The sequence below is a fragment of the Hoeflea sp. IMCC20628 genome (assembly GCF_001011155.1).
Lineage (GTDB): Bacteria > Pseudomonadota > Alphaproteobacteria > Rhizobiales > Rhizobiaceae > Hoeflea.
In genome coordinates this window covers 3,098,298-3,114,278 of sequence record NZ_CP011479.1, presented here as the reverse complement: position 1 = coordinate 3,114,278, position 15,981 = coordinate 3,098,298, and the positions used below count along the sequence as shown (strand labels likewise).

Below are 15,981 nucleotides of genomic sequence, written 5' to 3'. Positions count from 1 at the left end.
TCACGGCGTTTTCCAGATTGAGGAATTCCACCATGCCTTCTCCCTCGGGCGAGCGCATGTACCATGCTGTCTCGCCACCTCTCTCCCTTGCACTGTTGCGTCTCGTTGCTCACCTCCATCGAGTCAAGTTGACAGCGCAGAAAAACCCTGCCACTTATTTTCTCGAGTGTCGAGAAAAAGCTTGCCTTTTGTTTGGCGCTCGTGCAGTTGAGCATTGACCGGGCAGGGGAGGCTCCGTCCGGCAGGTATTTTCCTTGGGAGGACAACATGAAATCCATTATTTATCTGATGGCCGGATCGGCTATCGCGCTCACCATGTCGACGGCAACTTTTGCCAAGGATATGGTAATCGGCGTTTCCTGGTCGAACTTCCAGGAAGAGCGTTGGAAGACTGACGAAGGCGCCATGAAGGCAGCTATCGAAGCCAATGGCGACACCTATATCTCTGCTGATGCGCAGGCTTCGGCCGCCAAGCAGTTGACCGATGTGGAAAGCCTCATCGCCCAGGGCGCAAACGCCCTCGTGATCTTGTCCGTTGACTCCGGCGCCGTTGGCGCTGCTGTCGACAAAGCCGATGCCGAAGGTATCCCGGTGCTTGGCTACGACCGTCTGATCGAAGATGATCGCGCTTTCTACCTGACTTTCGACAACAAGGGCGTCGGCCGCATCATTGCCGAAACCGTCAAGGCTCAGCAGCCTGAAGGCAACTATGCCATCATCAAGGGCGACAAGGGTGATCCGAACGCACTCTTCTTGCTTGAAGGCATGATGGAAGTCATTGGCGCGGATGTCGAAGCCGGCAAGATCAAGATCGTCGGAGAAGCTTTCACCGATGGCTGGAAGCCGGACAATGCTCAGAAGAACATGGAGCAGATCCTGACCGCAGCCGACAACAATGTTGACGCGGTTCTGTCGGAAAACGACGGCATGGCCGGTGGCGTTATCGCAGCGCTTGCCGCACAGGGTCTCAACATCCCGGTCGGTGGCCAGGATGGTGACCATGCTGCGCTCAACCGCGTTGCCCGTGGCACTCAGACCGTTTCGGTCTGGAAGGATGCACGCGCACTCGGCAAAGCCGCTGGCGACATCGCAGGCATGCTTGCTGAGGGCAAGTCCATGACCGAAATTCCGGGTGCTGTTAAGTGGTCCGGCGGCGCCAATGGCGTTGAGATGAACGCCATCTTCCTTGCGCCAACACCGGTCACCAAGGACAACATCAACGTTGTCATCGAAGCCGGACATATTGCCAAGGACAAGGTCTGCGAAGGCGCCATGGACGGCGTAAACGGCTGCTGATCAATCATCAGTACTGACACTGTCCTGCGTCGGCGAGCTTCGCCGGCGCAGGTTGCTCTTTACCGGCAAGGTTTGGGGCAGGGGAGTTGACCGCGTCGGATGGGTATTTTAGCCGCCCGCGGGAGAACAATTGCTTGAGGATGGGGGAGTCCCGGTGAGCCAATCAACGACAAAGACAACTGTAGGCGCCGGTCGCGTTGAGAACGAGGGGATTTTTTCCAAGTTCCTGCGTGCCACCGAAGTCGATGTGCGGCTGCTTGGCATGATAGCGGCCTTGATCACGATCTGGGTTGGATTTCATCTCTATGGCGAGATCGTTCTCGGACGTGGATCCTTTCTTTCGGCACGAAACCTCTGGAATCTCTCGGTTCAAACAGCGTCCATCGGCGTGATGGCGACCGGCATGGTGCTGGTGATTGTCACACGCCACATTGACCTTTCCGTCGGTTCGATCCTTGGATTCTGTGCCATGATGATGGCCATCATCCAGGTCTGGATCCTGCCGGAATATCTCGGTCTCGGGCATCCGATGATCTGGATCATCACGGTGATCTGCGGATTGCTCATCGGCGCTGCAATCGGCGCATTTCACGGCTACCTGATTGCCTATCTTGGCATACCGGCCTTCATCGTCACTCTCGGTGGTTTGCTGGTCTGGCGCGGCGCCGCCTTTTTGCTGGCCCGCGGCGAAACAATTTCACCGGTAGACAGCACCTTTACGCTGCTGGGTGGTGGCCCCTATGGCGCCATCGGATCGACAGGCAGCTGGGTTGTCGGCATTCTGATTTGTATTGGCATCATCGCCCTGTTGGTTGTTGGTCGGCGTCAGCGCAATCACTACGCCTTTCCGCTGCGACCGATGTGGGCAGAAGTCTTTCTGGGACTGGTCGGCTGTGGCGTCACCATCGGTTTCGTGCTTCTGGTCAATTCCTATCCCTGGCCGATCGGCATCGTCAGGCAATATGCCGAGGCCAACAACATCCAGACGCCGGCCAAGGAGATCTTCATCTCGCACGGGTTTGCCATTCCGGTTCTGATTCTGATGGGGGTCGGCATATTCATGACATTCCTGACCTCGCGGACCCGCTTCGGGCGTTACGTTTTCGCAATTGGCGGCAATCCTGAAGCCGCCGAACTTGCCGGCATCAACACCCGCTGGGTGACGGTCAAGATCTTCGCCTTGATGGGATTGATGTGCGGATTGTCGGCTGTGATCGCGAGTGCCCGGCTAAATTCGGCGACCAACAATCTCGGCACGCTTGACGAACTTTACGTGATCGCGGCGGCTGTGATTGGCGGCACATCCTTTGCTGGCGGCGTTGGCACCATCTACGGCGCTATCCTGGGTGCGATCGTGATGCAGTCTTTGCAGACCGGGATGGTGCTGATCGGATTTGATGCCGCTATTCAGCAGATGGTGGTGGGCAGCGTGCTCGTCTTCGCCGTCTGGGTTGACACCATGTACCGACGCCGGGCGAAGTAGGGAGAACCATCATGTCAGACATTTCCAAAACGACGCCCTTGGTCGAACTCAGGGATATCTCACTTGCCTTCGGCGGCATCAAGGCTGTGGACCATGTCTCAATGGACCTTTTCCCCGGAGAAGTGGTTGGATTGCTTGGTCACAACGGAGCCGGTAAATCGGTGTTGATCAAGATCCTGTCGGGTGCTTACAAGCGCGACTCCGGCCAGATCTTCATCGAGGGCAAGGAAGCCCAGATCGACAACCCGCGCGACGCCAAACGCTATGGCATTGAAACGATCTATCAGACGCTGGCAGTCGCCGACAATGTCGACGCTGCGGCCAATCTCTATCTTGGTCGCGAACTCCAGACCGCCTGGGGCACGCTCGATGATATTGCCATGGAAGTCGAGGCCCGCAAGGTCATGGGGCGTCTGAATCCGAACTTTCAGCGCTTCAAGGAACCGGTCAGCAAATTGTCCGGCGGACAGCGTCAGTCGGTGGCGATTGCCCGGGCAATCCTGTTCAATGCGCGCATCCTGATCATGGATGAACCGACTGCAGCGCTCGGCCCGCAGGAGACGGAACAGGTCGCAGATCTGATCAAGCAGCTGAAAAAGGAAGGTCTCGGTATTTTCCTGATCAGCCATGACATTCACGATGTCTTCGATCTCGCCGACCGCGTCAGCGTGATGAAGAATGGCCAGATCGTCGGCCACGCCAAAACTTCGGATGTTACCAAGGACGAAGTCCTGGGCATGATCATCATGGGCAAATGTCCCCCCGGTGCGATACCGGGGCCGGGCGCTCTGCAATCCGCCTGATCAGACGCAAAACCGGGGCTATCTGCTCCGGTTTTTTGTTGCGTTGCGATATTGGCGTTCAAATGGAACGATCCCTGAAGCTTGCGAGCTTGGAAAACACACAAAATAACAAGAATTTACCGAAGTTTACTAAAAGATAAAAGAATCTCAAAATAGTTGTTGCAATGCAGCATGAATGGTATCATATTGGTCTCAACGCCACGCCGAACTCCTCCTCCTCCCAATTCGGCATGGCATAAGTCGAGATGATCGGAACCGGGATCCTCCTCCCAAGCACCGGTTTGGACATCACGACGACATTAAAGCGCCTGCCAGGTTTCAATCTGGCAGGCGTTTTGTTTTTCACCGTCTTGGATGGCCGCTCGAACGGTTGCGAGCTCTCTATCTGTCGGTCGGGAAGAACCGGGCCTTGTGCTCATGCGCGACCGTCGAGATGTGATCTGCCACTGTGCGAACCCGCGCCAGATCGCGGGCGGATTCATGATAGACCATGTAGTAGGACCGTTCGATGCGGTGCTCGGGCAGCAACCGCACCAGATCCGGGTCGAGCCCGGCGATATAATCATGCAGCACGGCAATGCCGGCGCCTGAGCGCACCGCTTCGGTTTGCCCTGTGGCGCTCGAGATTTCGAACTGCGCCGTCCAGTTGCGCAGGATGTCACGGGTGAAATGCAGCGAAGGCGAAAAAATCAGATCTTCCACATAGCTGATCAACCGGTGGCTCTTGAGATCATCGGTATGCGCCGGAGTTCCGTGGGCCTCGAGATAGCCGCGTGAGGCGTAGAGCGACAGCGAATAGTCAACAAGCTTGCGGGCCACCAAGCGGCCTTCTGCGGGACGTTCGATGGTAATGGCGATGTCGGCTTCGCGTTGCGAAAGGGAGAAGCTGTGCGGCACCGGCACCAGTTGCAGCCGCAGGTCCGGATGTTTGGCGATCAAAGCGCCAAGCCGCGGCGCCAGAAAGGAAACTCCGAACCCATCCGGCGCGCCGATCCGCACGGTGCCGGAAATAGCGCTGTCGGTGCGGCCTAGGCTGGCTTGTGCCGCCAGCATCTCGGCTTCGACGCGTTCGGCATGGGCCAGAAAGGCCTCGCCTTCGCCGGTCAGGCCGCAGCCATTGGTGCGGCGCACGATCAGTTGTGCATCAAGCGCGGTTTCGAGCGAGGTGATCCGTCGCGCTGCAGTGGCGTGATTGATGCCCAGCCGTTTTGCCGCGGCCAGGATCTGTCCCGCGCGGGCAACAGCCAGAAAAACCCTTATGTCATCCCAGTTCATGCCATTGCCGCTTTCAGTGAGGAGGCGGAAGGCAGGGGAAAGCCGCCCCTGATCCAGATCGTCGTGCGCCGATGGCCACGCCTCGTCATCCGGTTTTGCGGCATTGCCCCGGGGCGGTCAAGACCGCCCCGGAATGCGCGCCGCGCGATTGCACCGCACGGCGGGTGCAAAGCTTTCTACCCGTGAGCGATCATCACGTGGCGTACAGCGGTATAATCCTCAAGCGCATACATCGACATGTCCTTGCCATAGCCCGACTGCTTGATGCCGCCATGCGGCATCTCGTTGACCAGCATGAAGTGGGTGTTGATCCAGGTGCAGCCATATTGCAATCGCGCCGCACAGGTCATCGCCTTGGAAATGTCCTTGGTCCAGACCGAGGAAGCCAGACCATATTCGGAATCATTGGCCCAGGTGACGGCCTCGTCTGCATCGGAGAACCGGGTCACGGAAACCACAGGGCCGAAGACTTCGCGTTGGACAATCTCGTCGGTCTGCAGCGCGCCGGCGATCAGGGTTGGCTGGTAGTAATAGCCATTGCCATCGCCCGGCTTGCCGCCGGTGGCGATTTCGATGTGCTTCATTTCTGTGGCGCGTTCGACAAAGCTTGCCACTCGGTCGCGTTGGCGTTTGGAAATCAGCGGACCGATCTCGTTTTCGGCATCATCGGCCTGATCATACTTGATGGTAGAAACGGCGCTCGCCAACCTGTCGACGAGCTTTTCGTAGATCTTCGGTCCGGCGTAGATGCGGCAGGCTGCTGTGCAGTCCTGCCCGGCATTGTAGTAGCCGAATGCGCGGAGCCCATAGACGACAGCGTCGAGGTCGGCGTCATCGAACACAATGACCGGTGCCTTGCCGCCCAGTTCCAGATGCGTGCGCTTGACCGATTTGGCAGCCGCCTGCAGCACCTTCTTGCCGGTAGCGACATCGCCGGTTATCGAGACCATGCTGATCTTGGGATGATTGATCAGGGCATTGCCGACGCTTTCACCGCGACCGAGAATGACGTTGACCACACCTTCAGGCAGGATGTCGGCCAGGATCTTGGCAAACTTCAGCGAAGTCAGCGGTGTCTGCTCGGAGGGTTTGAAGACCACTGTGTTGCCGCCGCCGATTGCCGGCGCCAGCTTCCATGCCATCATCATCAGCGGGTAGTTCCACGGCGCTATCGAGGCAATGATGCCGATCGGATCGCGGCGGATCATCGAGGTGTGCCCCTCCATATATTCGCCCGCAGCCGTGCCGGGCATGCAGCGCACCGCACCGGCGAAGAACCGGTAGCAATCGACAATCGCCGGGATTTCGTCGTTTTTCACCGCATTGATCGGCTTGCCGCAATTGAGCGCTTCCAGCGCTGCGAAACCGTCGGCTTCGGCTTCGATCCGGTCGGCGATCTTGAGCAGGTAGCCGGAGCGCTGCGCCGGTGTGGTCCGGGACCATGTGGCGAATGCCTTTTCGGCGGCATTGACTGCAGCCTCGATCTGGATCGAGGAAGCTTCGGGCAGGTTGAGGATGGTCTCGCCGGTGCGCGGGTTGAAGATTTTCTCTTCGGCTTCCGTGCCGGCCTCGAAGCGATTGCCGATCAGCATTTGGGTGTCCATGGCGTTTCTCCCGTGTGTTATTTGCCCTGTCCGGAGATCTGGTCTCCGTCCCGGGTCAGGTAATAGGCAGCAAGGATGGGCAGGAAGGTCACCAGCACCACCACCATCGCCACCACATTGGTGACCGGGCGCTGGCGGGGGCGCACGAGTTCTTCAAGCATCCAGATCGGTAGCGTGGCCTGCTGGCCGGCGGTGAATGTGGTGACGATCACCTCGTCAAATGACAGAGCGAAGGCAAGCATGCCGCCGGCCAGAAGTGCTGTGCCGATATTGGGCAGGATGACATGGCGGAAGGTCTGGAAACCGTCAGCGCCAAGATCCATCGAGGCTTCGATCAGCGACCCCTGCATCCGCCGGAACCGCGCCACTGCATTGTTGTAGACCACGACGACGCAGAAGGTGGCGTGACCCAGAACGATGGTCCAGAACGAAAACGGGATTTCGGCCAGGTTGAAGGCCGAGCGCAGCGAGATACCGGTGATGATGCCGGGCAGGGCTATCGGCAAGATCACCAGCAACGAAATTGCTTCCCGCCCGAAAAACTTTGTCTGCGAGATGGCGGCTGCACATAAGGTGCCCAGCGTCAGCGCCACCACTGTCGAGATCGAGGCAACCCGCACAGAAAGCCCAAGCGCTTCCCAGACATCAGGCCGGTTCCAGGTGACCGCAAACCATTTCAGCGTCAGCCCCGGGGGAGGGAACTGGTAGCTTTTCTCCTCGGTGGTAAACGCATAGAGGAAGATCAGCAGGATTGGCAGATGCAGGAAGGCGAGGCCGATGCCGGCGGCGATTTTCAGGCCCATGGGCGTGCGGTTTTGCTTGTCAGAGCGCATTGAATGCTCCCGCACGTTTGGCCAGCCACAGATAGATGCCCATGATCACCACCGGCACCACGGTAAAGGCCGCTGCCAGCGGAATGTTGCCGGCCGTCCCTTGATGCGCGTAGACAGCCATGCCGATGAACAGGTGCGAGGTGCCGATGATCTGAGGGATGATGTAATCGCCCAGTGTCAGCGAAAATGTGAAGATCGACCCGGCAATCACGCCCGGCAGCGCCAGCGGCAAAAGCACATTGCGAAACGTCTGGCTGGGCGAGGCGCCAAGATCGGCCGAGGCTTCGAGCAGGTTTTTCGGCACCCGCTCGAGTGCTGCCTGCATCGGCAGGATCATGAAAGGTAACCAGACATAGACAAAGACGAGAAATGTGCCAGTCGGGCTCACCGACAGGGAGTTGCCGCCGACAACCGGCAGTGAAAGCCAGGCGTCGAGAAGAAATGTCAGATGAAGCTTTGCAAACACCCAGCCGAGAATGCCTTCCTTGGCGAGGATCAGTTTCCAGGCATAGATCTTGACCAGATAGCTCGACCACAAGGGCAGCATCACGCCGAGATAGAACACCACCTTCCAGCGCCCGCGGGCATAGCGCGCGGCGTAATAGGCGATCGGAAAAGCGATGATGGCTGACGCAATGGTCACTAGCCCTGCCATCGTGACGGTGCGGACGATGATGTCGAGATTGGATGGCCGCAGCAGCTCGCCATAGGTTTTCAGCGTGAATTCACGCACCACCATGCCGGAGAACTCATCAATCGAGAAAAAGCTCTGGATCAGCAGCGCAAACAGGCTGCCGAGATAAATCACCCCGAGCCACAGCAGTGGCGGTGTCAGCATCAAAAACAGCAAAAGCTTAGGGTTGCGCCAGAATGCGTCCGACAGCGCGCCACCAAGTCCGCCCCGTCCAGGCAATATGGCCGCAGGCTGGAGCGTTGCGGTGCTCATGCATCCGCTCCCATCAGGTGCAGCGCAGAAGGCTCCCAGGAGAACCGGACGTTGGTGCCCTGTTCCGGCACATCGGAGCCGGACGGCAGAAGCACGTTGATCTTTTCGCCTGCCAGATCCAGCGTCACCCGGGTGGCGCTGCCGAGAAAGCTTGTCCCGGTGACCTGGGCTTCGTGGCCGGAATCCGTGCCGAGACGGATATCCTCAGGCCGGAGGCTGGCCCATTCCGCAGGACCGCCGAGTTGTTGTGTGATTTTGGGAGGAAGCACGTTGGAGGAGCCGACGAAATCGGCGACAAAACGGGTTTTCGGGCGGCGGTAAATATCTTCGGGCGTGCCGGTCTGCATGATCCGGCCTTCATTGAAAACCGCGATCCGGTCGGCCATGGACAAGGCTTCGCCCTGATCATGAGTGACGAAGACGAAGGTGATGCCGAGTGCCTTTTGCAGAACTTTCAGTTCTTCCTGCATTTGCTCGCGCAGCTTGAGATCCAGCGCACCGAGCGGTTCATCGAGAAGCAGCACTTTCGGCTTGTTGACCAAGGCGCGCGCCAGCGCCACCCGTTGCCTCTGGCCGCCGGACAATTGCCCGGGCTTGCGGGACCCGTAACCAGGCAGTTTGACCATCTCCAGCGCAGCCTCGGCCTCGCGTAAACGTTCAGCCTTGCCGACGCCGCGGATCATCTGTCCGTAGGCCACATTGTCTGCCACGTTGAGATGCGGAAACAGCGCATAATCCTGAAACACGGTGTTGACGTTGCGCCGGTAGGGCGGAACGCCTTCCGCAGTCTCTCCAAAAATCTCGATATGTCCGGCCGTCGGTTGCTCGAAGCCGGCAATCAGTCTCAGGCAGGTTGTCTTTCCTGACCCCGAAGGTCCAAGCATTGCGAAGAATTCGCCCGGTTCGATCTCCAGATCGACGGCGTCGACAGCGCGAACAGACCCGAAGTGACGTGAGACCTGTTGAAATGAGACAGCATACGGCATGGAGAGTCCAAATCAGTCCTGATGGCCCGGCGAAAAGCGAGCGGCTGCAGGCAAGTCTACATCAGGATATTGCAGTGAAGCAGCTCTCCCTCCCCAAACGAGGGGAGGGAGAGGCGGGTACGAAGTGGCGGTTGCGCTTAGCGGCCGCCAATGACGCCGATATAGTCAGAGACCCAGCGATAATAGGGCACGCATTCGCCCTGGCTTTCGCACTTCGAGACCGGTGTGGTCCAGAAGTTGATTCGGTCGAAATCATCCAGACCGTTGGCGGTGCAGCCCTCGGCAGTCTGCATGCCGCGGCCATCGGTGCAGGCGGCAGGAACGGAAGGGTTGGCGCCAAACCAGACCGAGAGGTCGGACTGCAGGTTGGAAGCCAGCGAGTGCTCCATCCACATGTAGGAACAGTTCGGGTTGGCGGCCTCCGAATGCATCATCGTGGTGTCAGCCCAGCCGGTCGCACCTTCCTGCGGGAGGACAGAAGCCACCGGCACGTTGTCGGCTTTGAGCAGGTTGACCTGGAACGGCCAGGAGCCCGACGCCACAACGCCTTCGTTCTTGAAGTCGTCGATCTGGATGAACGCGTCATGCCAGTAACGGCCGACGAGTGTCCGCTGCACGCGCAGCAGGTCAAGCGCTTCCTTGTACTGGTCTTCGTTGAGCTCGTAGGGGCTCTTGATGCCAAGTTCCGGCTTGTGGAACATGAGGTACTGCGCCGCATCGGCAATGTGGATCGGGCCATCATAGGCCTGAACGCGGCCCTTGTTGGTCTTGCCATCGGGAAGGTCCATCTCTTCGAACACCACGTTCCAGGATGTAGGTGCGGCGTCCTTGAAGGCTTCGGTGTTGTACATCAGCACATTCGGGCCCCACATATAGGGCGTGCCGTAGTGAACGCCGTCGACTGTGTGCCATGGGGCACTCTTGAGGCGGTCATCGACCGTCGACCAGGACGGAATGAGATCAGTGTTGATCGGCTGTACGCGCTTGCCGGCGATCAGCCGAAGCGAGGCGTCGCCAGAAGCGGTGACCAGATCGAAGCCGCCTTCGTTCATCAGCGCCACCATCTCGTCGGATGTGTTGGCAGTCTTGACGTTGACCTTGCAGCTGGTGGCTTCTTCGAACTTGCTGACCCAGTCAAAGGCCTTGTCGGTTTCGCCACGCTCGATATAGCCAGCCCAAGCGACGATATTGACTTGACCCTCGCCGGGTCCAACTTCTTTCATCATCTCCGCCGAGGCAATTCCTGGCGTCATGACCGAAAGCGCCATCGCCATGGCCGTACATGTGTTCAACATCTTTTTCATTTGCTTGAGCTCCCACCGTTGGTGGCCGCCAAAATAGCGACCAGCGTCGGGAGCCAACACTGATACGGCCAGTCTGAGTGCGCAAATACTTTTATCAGAATTCTGATATCGGAAAAACCGATACCTGTCGCTTGTCTCCGATTCAGTGCTGCCGACAGCCGAAACCAGGCTTTCAGGACACATTTTGCAGTATTTCGCGCCTTTATCTGCTGTTATTGCGATTCAGCCGCACCTTTGGAATCCGGTGTCTGACCAATCGCATCCAGCCGGTCTTTCAATGCAAGCTTGTCGATGCTGCTCAACGGAAGATTCGCGAAGATGGAGATCCGAGCATTGAGCATACGGGAGGCTTCAGAAAAGGCCAGCCGCCGCTCTGCATCAGTGCCTTCGGCGCTGGCAGGATCGGGAATGCCCCAGTGCGCCGATATCGGTTGACCGGGCCAGACCGGGCAGCTTTCGTTCGCTGCATTGTCACAGACCGTAAAGACGAAATCCATTTTAGGGGCGTCGGGCCCGGCAAATTCGTCCCAGTTCTTCGATCTTGCGAAATCGGTGTTGAAATTGAGTTGCCGAAGCAGATCCAGCGTGAACGGGTGCACTTCACCTTTTGCCTGGGAGCCTGCCGAGTAGGCTTTGAAACGGTCCTGCCCAACCCGGTTCATGATCGCTTCCGCCAGAATCGACCGCACCGAATTGCCTGTGCACAAGAACAGCACGTTGTAGATCTTGTCTGTCATGGTTTGCTCGCTCGTTTTGACATCGAGTTTGTGGGCGACTGTTCGCCCGGAAAAGTTTTCATCGATGGTTATCTCATCAATAAATCAAGAATATTAGATAAATAGTATTATGCAATCCCCGAAACGAGAACTCCGCGCCCATTAGTCTGTGTCAGCGGTTTTGTGATGTCTGCGGGGATCATGCGATCAGCGCTGACGAATAGCTCTCTGCGCCTGAGAAAGGTCGATGAAATCGCGCGCGGCCTGTGTCATCTGGCTGCCACGCCGCCAGGCCACGCCGACCTGCACCATAGGCAGGCTTCCCGATACGTCACGGCTTTCGATCCGGTCGCCTTCCAGGGACCATGGCCGATAGACAAGATCCGGTAACAGCGCCACACCGGCACCGGTGGCGACCAGACTGCGCACGGCTTCCACAGATCTTGTCCTGAAGGCAATCTTCGGGCGGGAGCCAATGGCGCTCAGCAATTTGCCCGTGCTTTCCTCGATTTCGTCAATGGTCAACATGATCACAGGCTCTTCCGCCACGTCAGCGACCGTAATGCTTTCAGCCGACGCCAGACGATGACCGAGTGGCAGCCACAGCCGGTAGGGCGAAACCTCCAGAATCTCGGTCTGCAGCGCCATCCTGTTGCGTAAATTGGAAATGACAATCACGGCGACATCCAATTCGCCGCCGATCAGCAGATGTTCGAGATAATCGCCATTGTCCTCGATCGCCGAAACAGTAACGCCAGGAAAGGCGCGGCGGTAGCGCGCCAGTAGGTCAGATAGCACGTAGCCTGCCACCAGTGAGGTGACGCCCAAATTAAGAGTGCCTGTCAGGTTTTCCTTGTCATCGGAGAAGGTTCGACGTGCATCAGAGACATCGGACAAAATCTTGGTCGCATGGCGAAGGAACTGGTGTCCCTTGTGCGTAATGGTCAACCCGCGCGAATGCCGGTCGAACAGCTCCACACCCAGGTCACCCTCGAGTTCCTTGATCGCCTCTGTGACGGCGGATTGAGAAATCGACAGATTTTGCGCCGCCCCGGAGACAGTGCCCTGGGCGGCGACAGCGACGAAATATTGCAATTGGCGAAGCGTGAAGGCCATGCCTCAAACAACCAGCATTCGTCGCGGCTGACAACATCTTCGTGACGATATTTGGTTGTCGCCGCACCCGACGGGAAACATCAACCGGTATCAGAGGCCAGACTGCTCCACACGTTGCAGGCAATCAACGGGATAGTATGGCCAAGCCGCCTGTTCACAGGATTCGCCAGGTTTCCGTGGTCCGATCACATAGCGGATCTGATCAATACCCGTGCCGGACTGCTTTTGGGTAATTGTGCGGGTGGTGCGCCGCAAGGGAGCTTCCTGAACCTGGAGAGACGCCACAACCATATCAGACTCGTTCGAACCTGTGGTGTGGTCACCGGTCTGGGCGGCAACAGTAGCAGCGGCCAGTGCGGCAATGGCTGCGGTGATGAGCGTGATCTTTTTCATGACACAATAACGCCGCATAGCAGTCATGGTTCCATCAGCATGAACCCTCTCAGGCTCGAATTACTTCGAAATAGGCCCGGGAGGTTGCTATTTTGCTGAATTTGGCGCTTTGAACCACAGCGCCTATGCCCTATACCGCACCGATCCGCCGGAGCTGCGTTTTGCTGCTCACGCCCAATCCAGCCGGCCCGGCCATTTTTTCAGTTGAAAGTATCAAATGACGTCCAAGACAGAAATTCATCCGGCAATTGCCGGCGCATTGGCAAAACGTGGCTATGAAACCCTCACTCCCGTTCAGGAGGCCATGCTGGCATCCGATGTGCGTGACGCCGACCTTTTGGTGTCGGCACAGACCGGATCGGGCAAGACGGTCGCCTTCGGCATATCGCTTGCACCGACACTGATGGGCGACGAGGCAACGCTGCCGCGCGCCGACCTGCCAATGGCGCTGTGCATTGCGCCGACACGTGAACTTGCCTTGCAGGTTGAGCGCGAGCTGACCTGGCTCTATGCCGACGCCGGCGCGCGCATTGCCACCTGCGTTGGCGGGATGAACATGACGACCGAGCGTCAGACCTTGAAGCGCGGCGTGCACATTGTTGTGGGAACGCCGGGCCGGTTGCGCGATCACATTGATCGCGGCTCGCTCGATTTGTCGGCAATGCGTGCCGTCGTGCTTGATGAAGCTGACGAAATGCTCGATCTCGGCTTCCGCGATGATCTGCAGTTCATTCTCGATGCAGCACCCGACCAGCGCCGCACGCTGATGTTTTCGGCCACCGTGCCGACAGGAATCGCCAATCTGGCCAAGCGCTACCAGACCAAGGCGGTTCGCGTTACCACCGCCGGCGACGCCAAGCAGCATCTCGACATTGAATACCGGGCGCTGACGGTTGCGCCCAATGACCGCGAAAACGCGGTCATCAACGTGTTGCGCTATTATGATGCCAAGAACGCGATCGTGTTTTGCAGCACCCGCGCCACGGTCAACCATTTGACCGCGCGGTTCTCCAATCGCGGCTTTTCGGTTGTGGCCCTGTCGGGCGAACTCAGTCAGAACGAGCGTACCCACGCCTTGCAGGCTTTGCGCGATGGCCGGGCCAAGGTCTGTGTGGCAACCGATGTTGCCGCCCGTGGCCTCGATCTGCCGGACCTCGAACTGGTGATCCACGCCGATCTGCCGAAAAACCCGGAAGGCTTGCTGCACCGTTCGGGCCGCACCGGCCGTGCCGGACGCAAAGGCGTCTCTGCGCTGATCGTGCCTTACAGCGCCCGTCGCCGTACCGAACGCTTGCTGTCTGACGCCCGCATCACCGCCGCCTGGGCACGCCCGCCGTCGGCTGACGAAATTCTTGCCCGCGACGATGAACGGCTGATGGGCGACGCATCTTTCGAGGCTGACGTTGCTGAGGACGAAGCCACGATGGTCGCAGCCCTGCTGGAAAAGCACGGGCCCGAGAAGGTCGCTGCGGCGCTGATGCGCTTGCATCGTGCCGGCCGCTCCTCGCCCGAGGAATTGATTGACGGCGGACCGGTTTCGGCCCCTGGTGGAACCTATCCAGAGCGCGCGCCACGCGGCGAGCATGTGCCGATCACCAATGCGGTCTGGTTCTCGTTGTCGCTGGGCCGCAAGCAATCGGCCGAGCCGCGCTGGATTCTGCCGATGATCTGTCGTGCCGGCAACATCACCAAGACCGACATCGGCTCCATCAAGATCCACGATCTTGAAACCCATGTTGAGATTTCGGGCGCAGCCGCTGCGAAATTCGAGGCCGCAGTCGGTCCGACGCGCACGCTCGAGAAGAATGTGACGATCACGCGCATGGATGGCGTGCCCGAAGCCTCGGCCCGCCCGGCCCGTCCGCCGCGGTCGAAGGATGATGATTTCAACCGGGGTCCCCGCAGCGATTATGCGCCCGGCGAAAAGGCAAAGCCGGACTATGCCAAGAAGCGCCCCTTTACCGGTGGCAAGAAGCGCGATGACCGTCCGCCGCGTCAGGATGCCTATGCCGACAAGAAGCCTTCAAGCCGGGTTGACGTGCCATCCGGCGCCAAGGCCGGCGCATGGCCCTATGATGATGTGGCTCCGGCGCCAAAGCCGGCCGCAGACAAGCCAAGAGCTGCCGATGCCTATCAGAAACCGGCACCCGATTATGTCAAGCCTGCAAAGCCGGGCAAGCCAGCGGTGCGAACCGACGGCGACAAGCCCTTTGCCAAGGACAAGAAGCCCAAGCGCGAGAAGATTGGCTTCAAGCCGGATTTCAAACCCGACGCAAAACCGGCCAAGCCGCATCGCAAAGGCCCGGGCGCTCCAGCTGAGCCCGCTTCGGGCGGTGAGAAGGGTCTAAAGCGCAAGCCAAAGAGCTGAACACTGCCTGTCACGTTTGACAGTCACGGGTCTCAACCGAAATGGGCCGCCGGATTGCGTATGCGATCCGGCGGTTTTTGATTCTGATCCTTAAAGCCCAGTTGTTTGACGTCGTTCCGAGCGAGCCGACGGACCCGGCACCGGTGGATGCTGAACCGTGCGATTTTCAAATCCAGTCGTGATGGTCTTCGCCGGTGTATGTTTCCCCATTCTTAACCAAACCATGATTGAATCCAGAGACGGGAAGAGATGGATGTTCCGGCAAGGCTCGTTGGAGCCACCTGTTTGGATGTTTTGACCCGGATTGGCGGAGCAAGGCCCGGCATCGCTCGGCCTGATCAGGCAAACTTGAGACGAGGACACGATGAACGAGACCCAGGACGGCAAGGCAGCAGATTTGAAAATCATCTCGTTTTTTCTCGGCGAGCAGCTGTTCAGCGTGAACATCATGTCAGTTCGGGAAATCCGTGGCTGGACGCCTGCCACACCACTGGCCCACGTGCCCCGCCACGTTCTGGGTGTGATCAATCTGCGCGGAGCCGTTATACCGGTGGTCGACATGGCGCTGCGGCTCGGACTTGCGGCGATCGCGCCGACCGAACGCTCCGCCATTATCGTTACCAGTGTCCGCGGCCAACTGGTCGGCCTTCTGGTCGACAATGTCTCTGATATGGTCACCGTGTCCGCAGAGGAGATCCAGTCTGTTCCCGAGATCGGCGCGACCGAAGTCCAGAGAATGACAACATCAATCATCTCCAAGGGAAGTCAGATGATATCTCATCTGGATATCGATTCGGTGCTCGATGAAGCGGGTGCACTCGCCGCCTGACACCGCGCAGTTTCTCGAATCTTAAGCCT

Annotated in this window: 14 protein-coding genes; 5 read left to right on the top strand and 9 right to left on the bottom strand. The window is 58.6% G+C overall.

Annotated elements, in window-relative coordinates; genetic code table 11:
- Positions 1-267: 267 nt before the first annotated feature.
- From IMCC20628_RS14755 to IMCC20628_RS14745, 3 genes are all read left to right on the top strand, one after another.
- Complete coding sequence (locus tag IMCC20628_RS14755) at positions 268-1,296, top strand: substrate-binding domain-containing protein (RefSeq protein WP_047030853.1); 1,029 nt, start codon at positions 268-270, stop codon at positions 1,294-1,296.
- 211 nt (positions 1,297-1,507) lie between these two features.
- Complete coding sequence (locus IMCC20628_RS14750; RefSeq protein WP_047032606.1) at positions 1,508-2,779, top strand: sugar ABC transporter permease; 1,272 nt, start codon at positions 1,508-1,510, stop codon at positions 2,777-2,779.
- 11 nt (positions 2,780-2,790) lie between these two features.
- The gene (locus IMCC20628_RS14745) at positions 2,791-3,582 is read left to right on the top strand and encodes an ATP-binding cassette domain-containing protein (protein WP_047030852.1); all 792 of its coding nucleotides are present in this window, start codon (positions 2,791-2,793) and stop codon (positions 3,580-3,582) included.
- A gap of 381 nt (positions 3,583-3,963) precedes the next feature.
- On the opposite strand, the gene IMCC20628_RS14740 is transcribed toward IMCC20628_RS14745, so the two are convergent.
- The 9 genes from IMCC20628_RS14740 to IMCC20628_RS14700 form a co-directional block, all read right to left on the bottom strand.
- Positions 3,964-4,857, bottom strand: coding sequence for a LysR family transcriptional regulator (locus IMCC20628_RS14740; RefSeq protein WP_047030851.1), 894 nt, complete (start codon positions 4,855-4,857; stop codon positions 3,964-3,966).
- A gap of 176 nt (positions 4,858-5,033) precedes the next feature.
- The gene (locus IMCC20628_RS14735; protein WP_047030850.1) at positions 5,034-6,461 is read right to left on the bottom strand and encodes a gamma-aminobutyraldehyde dehydrogenase; all 1,428 of its coding nucleotides are present in this window, start codon (positions 6,459-6,461) and stop codon (positions 5,034-5,036) included.
- A 17-nt stretch (positions 6,462-6,478) separates the two neighbouring features.
- On the bottom strand, positions 6,479-7,294 hold the full coding sequence (locus tag IMCC20628_RS14730; RefSeq protein ID WP_047030849.1) for an ABC transporter permease: 816 nt from the start codon (positions 7,292-7,294) through the stop codon (positions 6,479-6,481).
- Complete coding sequence (locus IMCC20628_RS14725) at positions 7,284-8,240, bottom strand: ABC transporter permease (RefSeq protein WP_047030848.1); 957 nt, start codon at positions 8,238-8,240, stop codon at positions 7,284-7,286. The genes IMCC20628_RS14730 and IMCC20628_RS14725 overlap by 11 nt, the downstream gene beginning before the upstream one ends.
- Positions 8,237-9,226, bottom strand: coding sequence for an ABC transporter ATP-binding protein (locus IMCC20628_RS14720; RefSeq protein ID WP_047030847.1), 990 nt, complete (start codon positions 9,224-9,226; stop codon positions 8,237-8,239). Before IMCC20628_RS14720 ends, IMCC20628_RS14725 begins: the two co-directional genes overlap by 4 nt.
- A gap of 137 nt (positions 9,227-9,363) precedes the next feature.
- Positions 9,364-10,530: an ABC transporter substrate-binding protein gene (locus tag IMCC20628_RS14715; RefSeq protein ID WP_047030846.1), complete on the bottom strand. Its 1,167-nt coding sequence runs from the start codon at positions 10,528-10,530 to the stop codon at positions 9,364-9,366.
- Positions 10,531-10,742: 212 nt separating this feature from the next.
- Positions 10,743-11,267 carry an arsenate reductase ArsC gene (locus tag IMCC20628_RS14710; protein WP_047030845.1) on the bottom strand — a complete coding sequence of 175 codons (525 nt, stop codon included), beginning with the start codon at positions 11,265-11,267 and terminating at the stop codon, positions 10,743-10,745.
- Positions 11,268-11,453: 186 nt separating this feature from the next.
- Entirely contained in the window at positions 11,454-12,362 is a 909-nt protein-coding gene (locus IMCC20628_RS14705; RefSeq protein ID WP_047030844.1) for a LysR substrate-binding domain-containing protein, read from the bottom strand.
- 90 nt (positions 12,363-12,452) lie between these two features.
- Entirely contained in the window at positions 12,453-12,755 is a 303-nt protein-coding gene (locus IMCC20628_RS14700; RefSeq protein WP_047030843.1) for a hypothetical protein, read from the bottom strand.
- Between the two features lie 217 nt (positions 12,756-12,972).
- Here IMCC20628_RS14700 and IMCC20628_RS14695 point away from each other — a divergent pair, with 217 nt between their 5' ends.
- The gene (locus tag IMCC20628_RS14695; RefSeq protein WP_047030842.1) at positions 12,973-15,123 is read left to right on the top strand and encodes a DEAD/DEAH box helicase; all 2,151 of its coding nucleotides are present in this window, start codon (positions 12,973-12,975) and stop codon (positions 15,121-15,123) included.
- A 364-nt stretch (positions 15,124-15,487) separates the two neighbouring features.
- The gene (locus IMCC20628_RS14690) at positions 15,488-15,952 is read left to right on the top strand and encodes a chemotaxis protein CheW (RefSeq protein ID WP_047030841.1); all 465 of its coding nucleotides are present in this window, start codon (positions 15,488-15,490) and stop codon (positions 15,950-15,952) included.
- The last annotated feature ends 29 nt before the right edge of the window (positions 15,953-15,981 follow it).

Excerpts from the sequence above, each read along its gene's own strand:
- IMCC20628_RS14755 (WP_047030853.1), top strand. The coding sequence starts at position 268 with ATGAAATCCATTATTTATCTGATGGCCGGATCGGCTATCGCGCTCACC.
- IMCC20628_RS14745 (WP_047030852.1), top strand. The coding sequence starts at position 2,791 with ATGTCAGACATTTCCAAAACGACGCCCTTGGTCGAACTCAGGGATATC.
- IMCC20628_RS14740 (WP_047030851.1), bottom strand. The coding sequence starts at position 4,857 with ATGAACTGGGATGACATAAGGGTTTTTCTGGCTGTTGCCCGCGCGGGA.
- IMCC20628_RS14735 (WP_047030850.1), bottom strand. The coding sequence starts at position 6,461 with ATGGACACCCAAATGCTGATCGGCAATCGCTTCGAGGCCGGCACGGAA.
- IMCC20628_RS14730 (WP_047030849.1), bottom strand. The coding sequence starts at position 7,294 with ATGCGCTCTGACAAGCAAAACCGCACGCCCATGGGCCTGAAAATCGCC.
- IMCC20628_RS14725 (WP_047030848.1), bottom strand. The coding sequence starts at position 8,240 with ATGAGCACCGCAACGCTCCAGCCTGCGGCCATATTGCCTGGACGGGGC.
- IMCC20628_RS14720 (WP_047030847.1), bottom strand. The coding sequence starts at position 9,226 with ATGCCGTATGCTGTCTCATTTCAACAGGTCTCACGTCACTTCGGGTCT.
- IMCC20628_RS14715 (WP_047030846.1), bottom strand. The coding sequence starts at position 10,530 with ATGAAAAAGATGTTGAACACATGTACGGCCATGGCGATGGCGCTTTCG.
- IMCC20628_RS14710 (WP_047030845.1), bottom strand. The coding sequence starts at position 11,267 with ATGACAGACAAGATCTACAACGTGCTGTTCTTGTGCACAGGCAATTCG.
- IMCC20628_RS14705 (WP_047030844.1), bottom strand. The coding sequence starts at position 12,362 with ATGGCCTTCACGCTTCGCCAATTGCAATATTTCGTCGCTGTCGCCGCC.
- IMCC20628_RS14700 (WP_047030843.1), bottom strand. The coding sequence starts at position 12,755 with ATGAAAAAGATCACGCTCATCACCGCAGCCATTGCCGCACTGGCCGCT.
- IMCC20628_RS14695 (WP_047030842.1), top strand. The coding sequence starts at position 12,973 with ATGACGTCCAAGACAGAAATTCATCCGGCAATTGCCGGCGCATTGGCA.
- IMCC20628_RS14690 (WP_047030841.1), top strand. The coding sequence starts at position 15,488 with ATGAACGAGACCCAGGACGGCAAGGCAGCAGATTTGAAAATCATCTCG.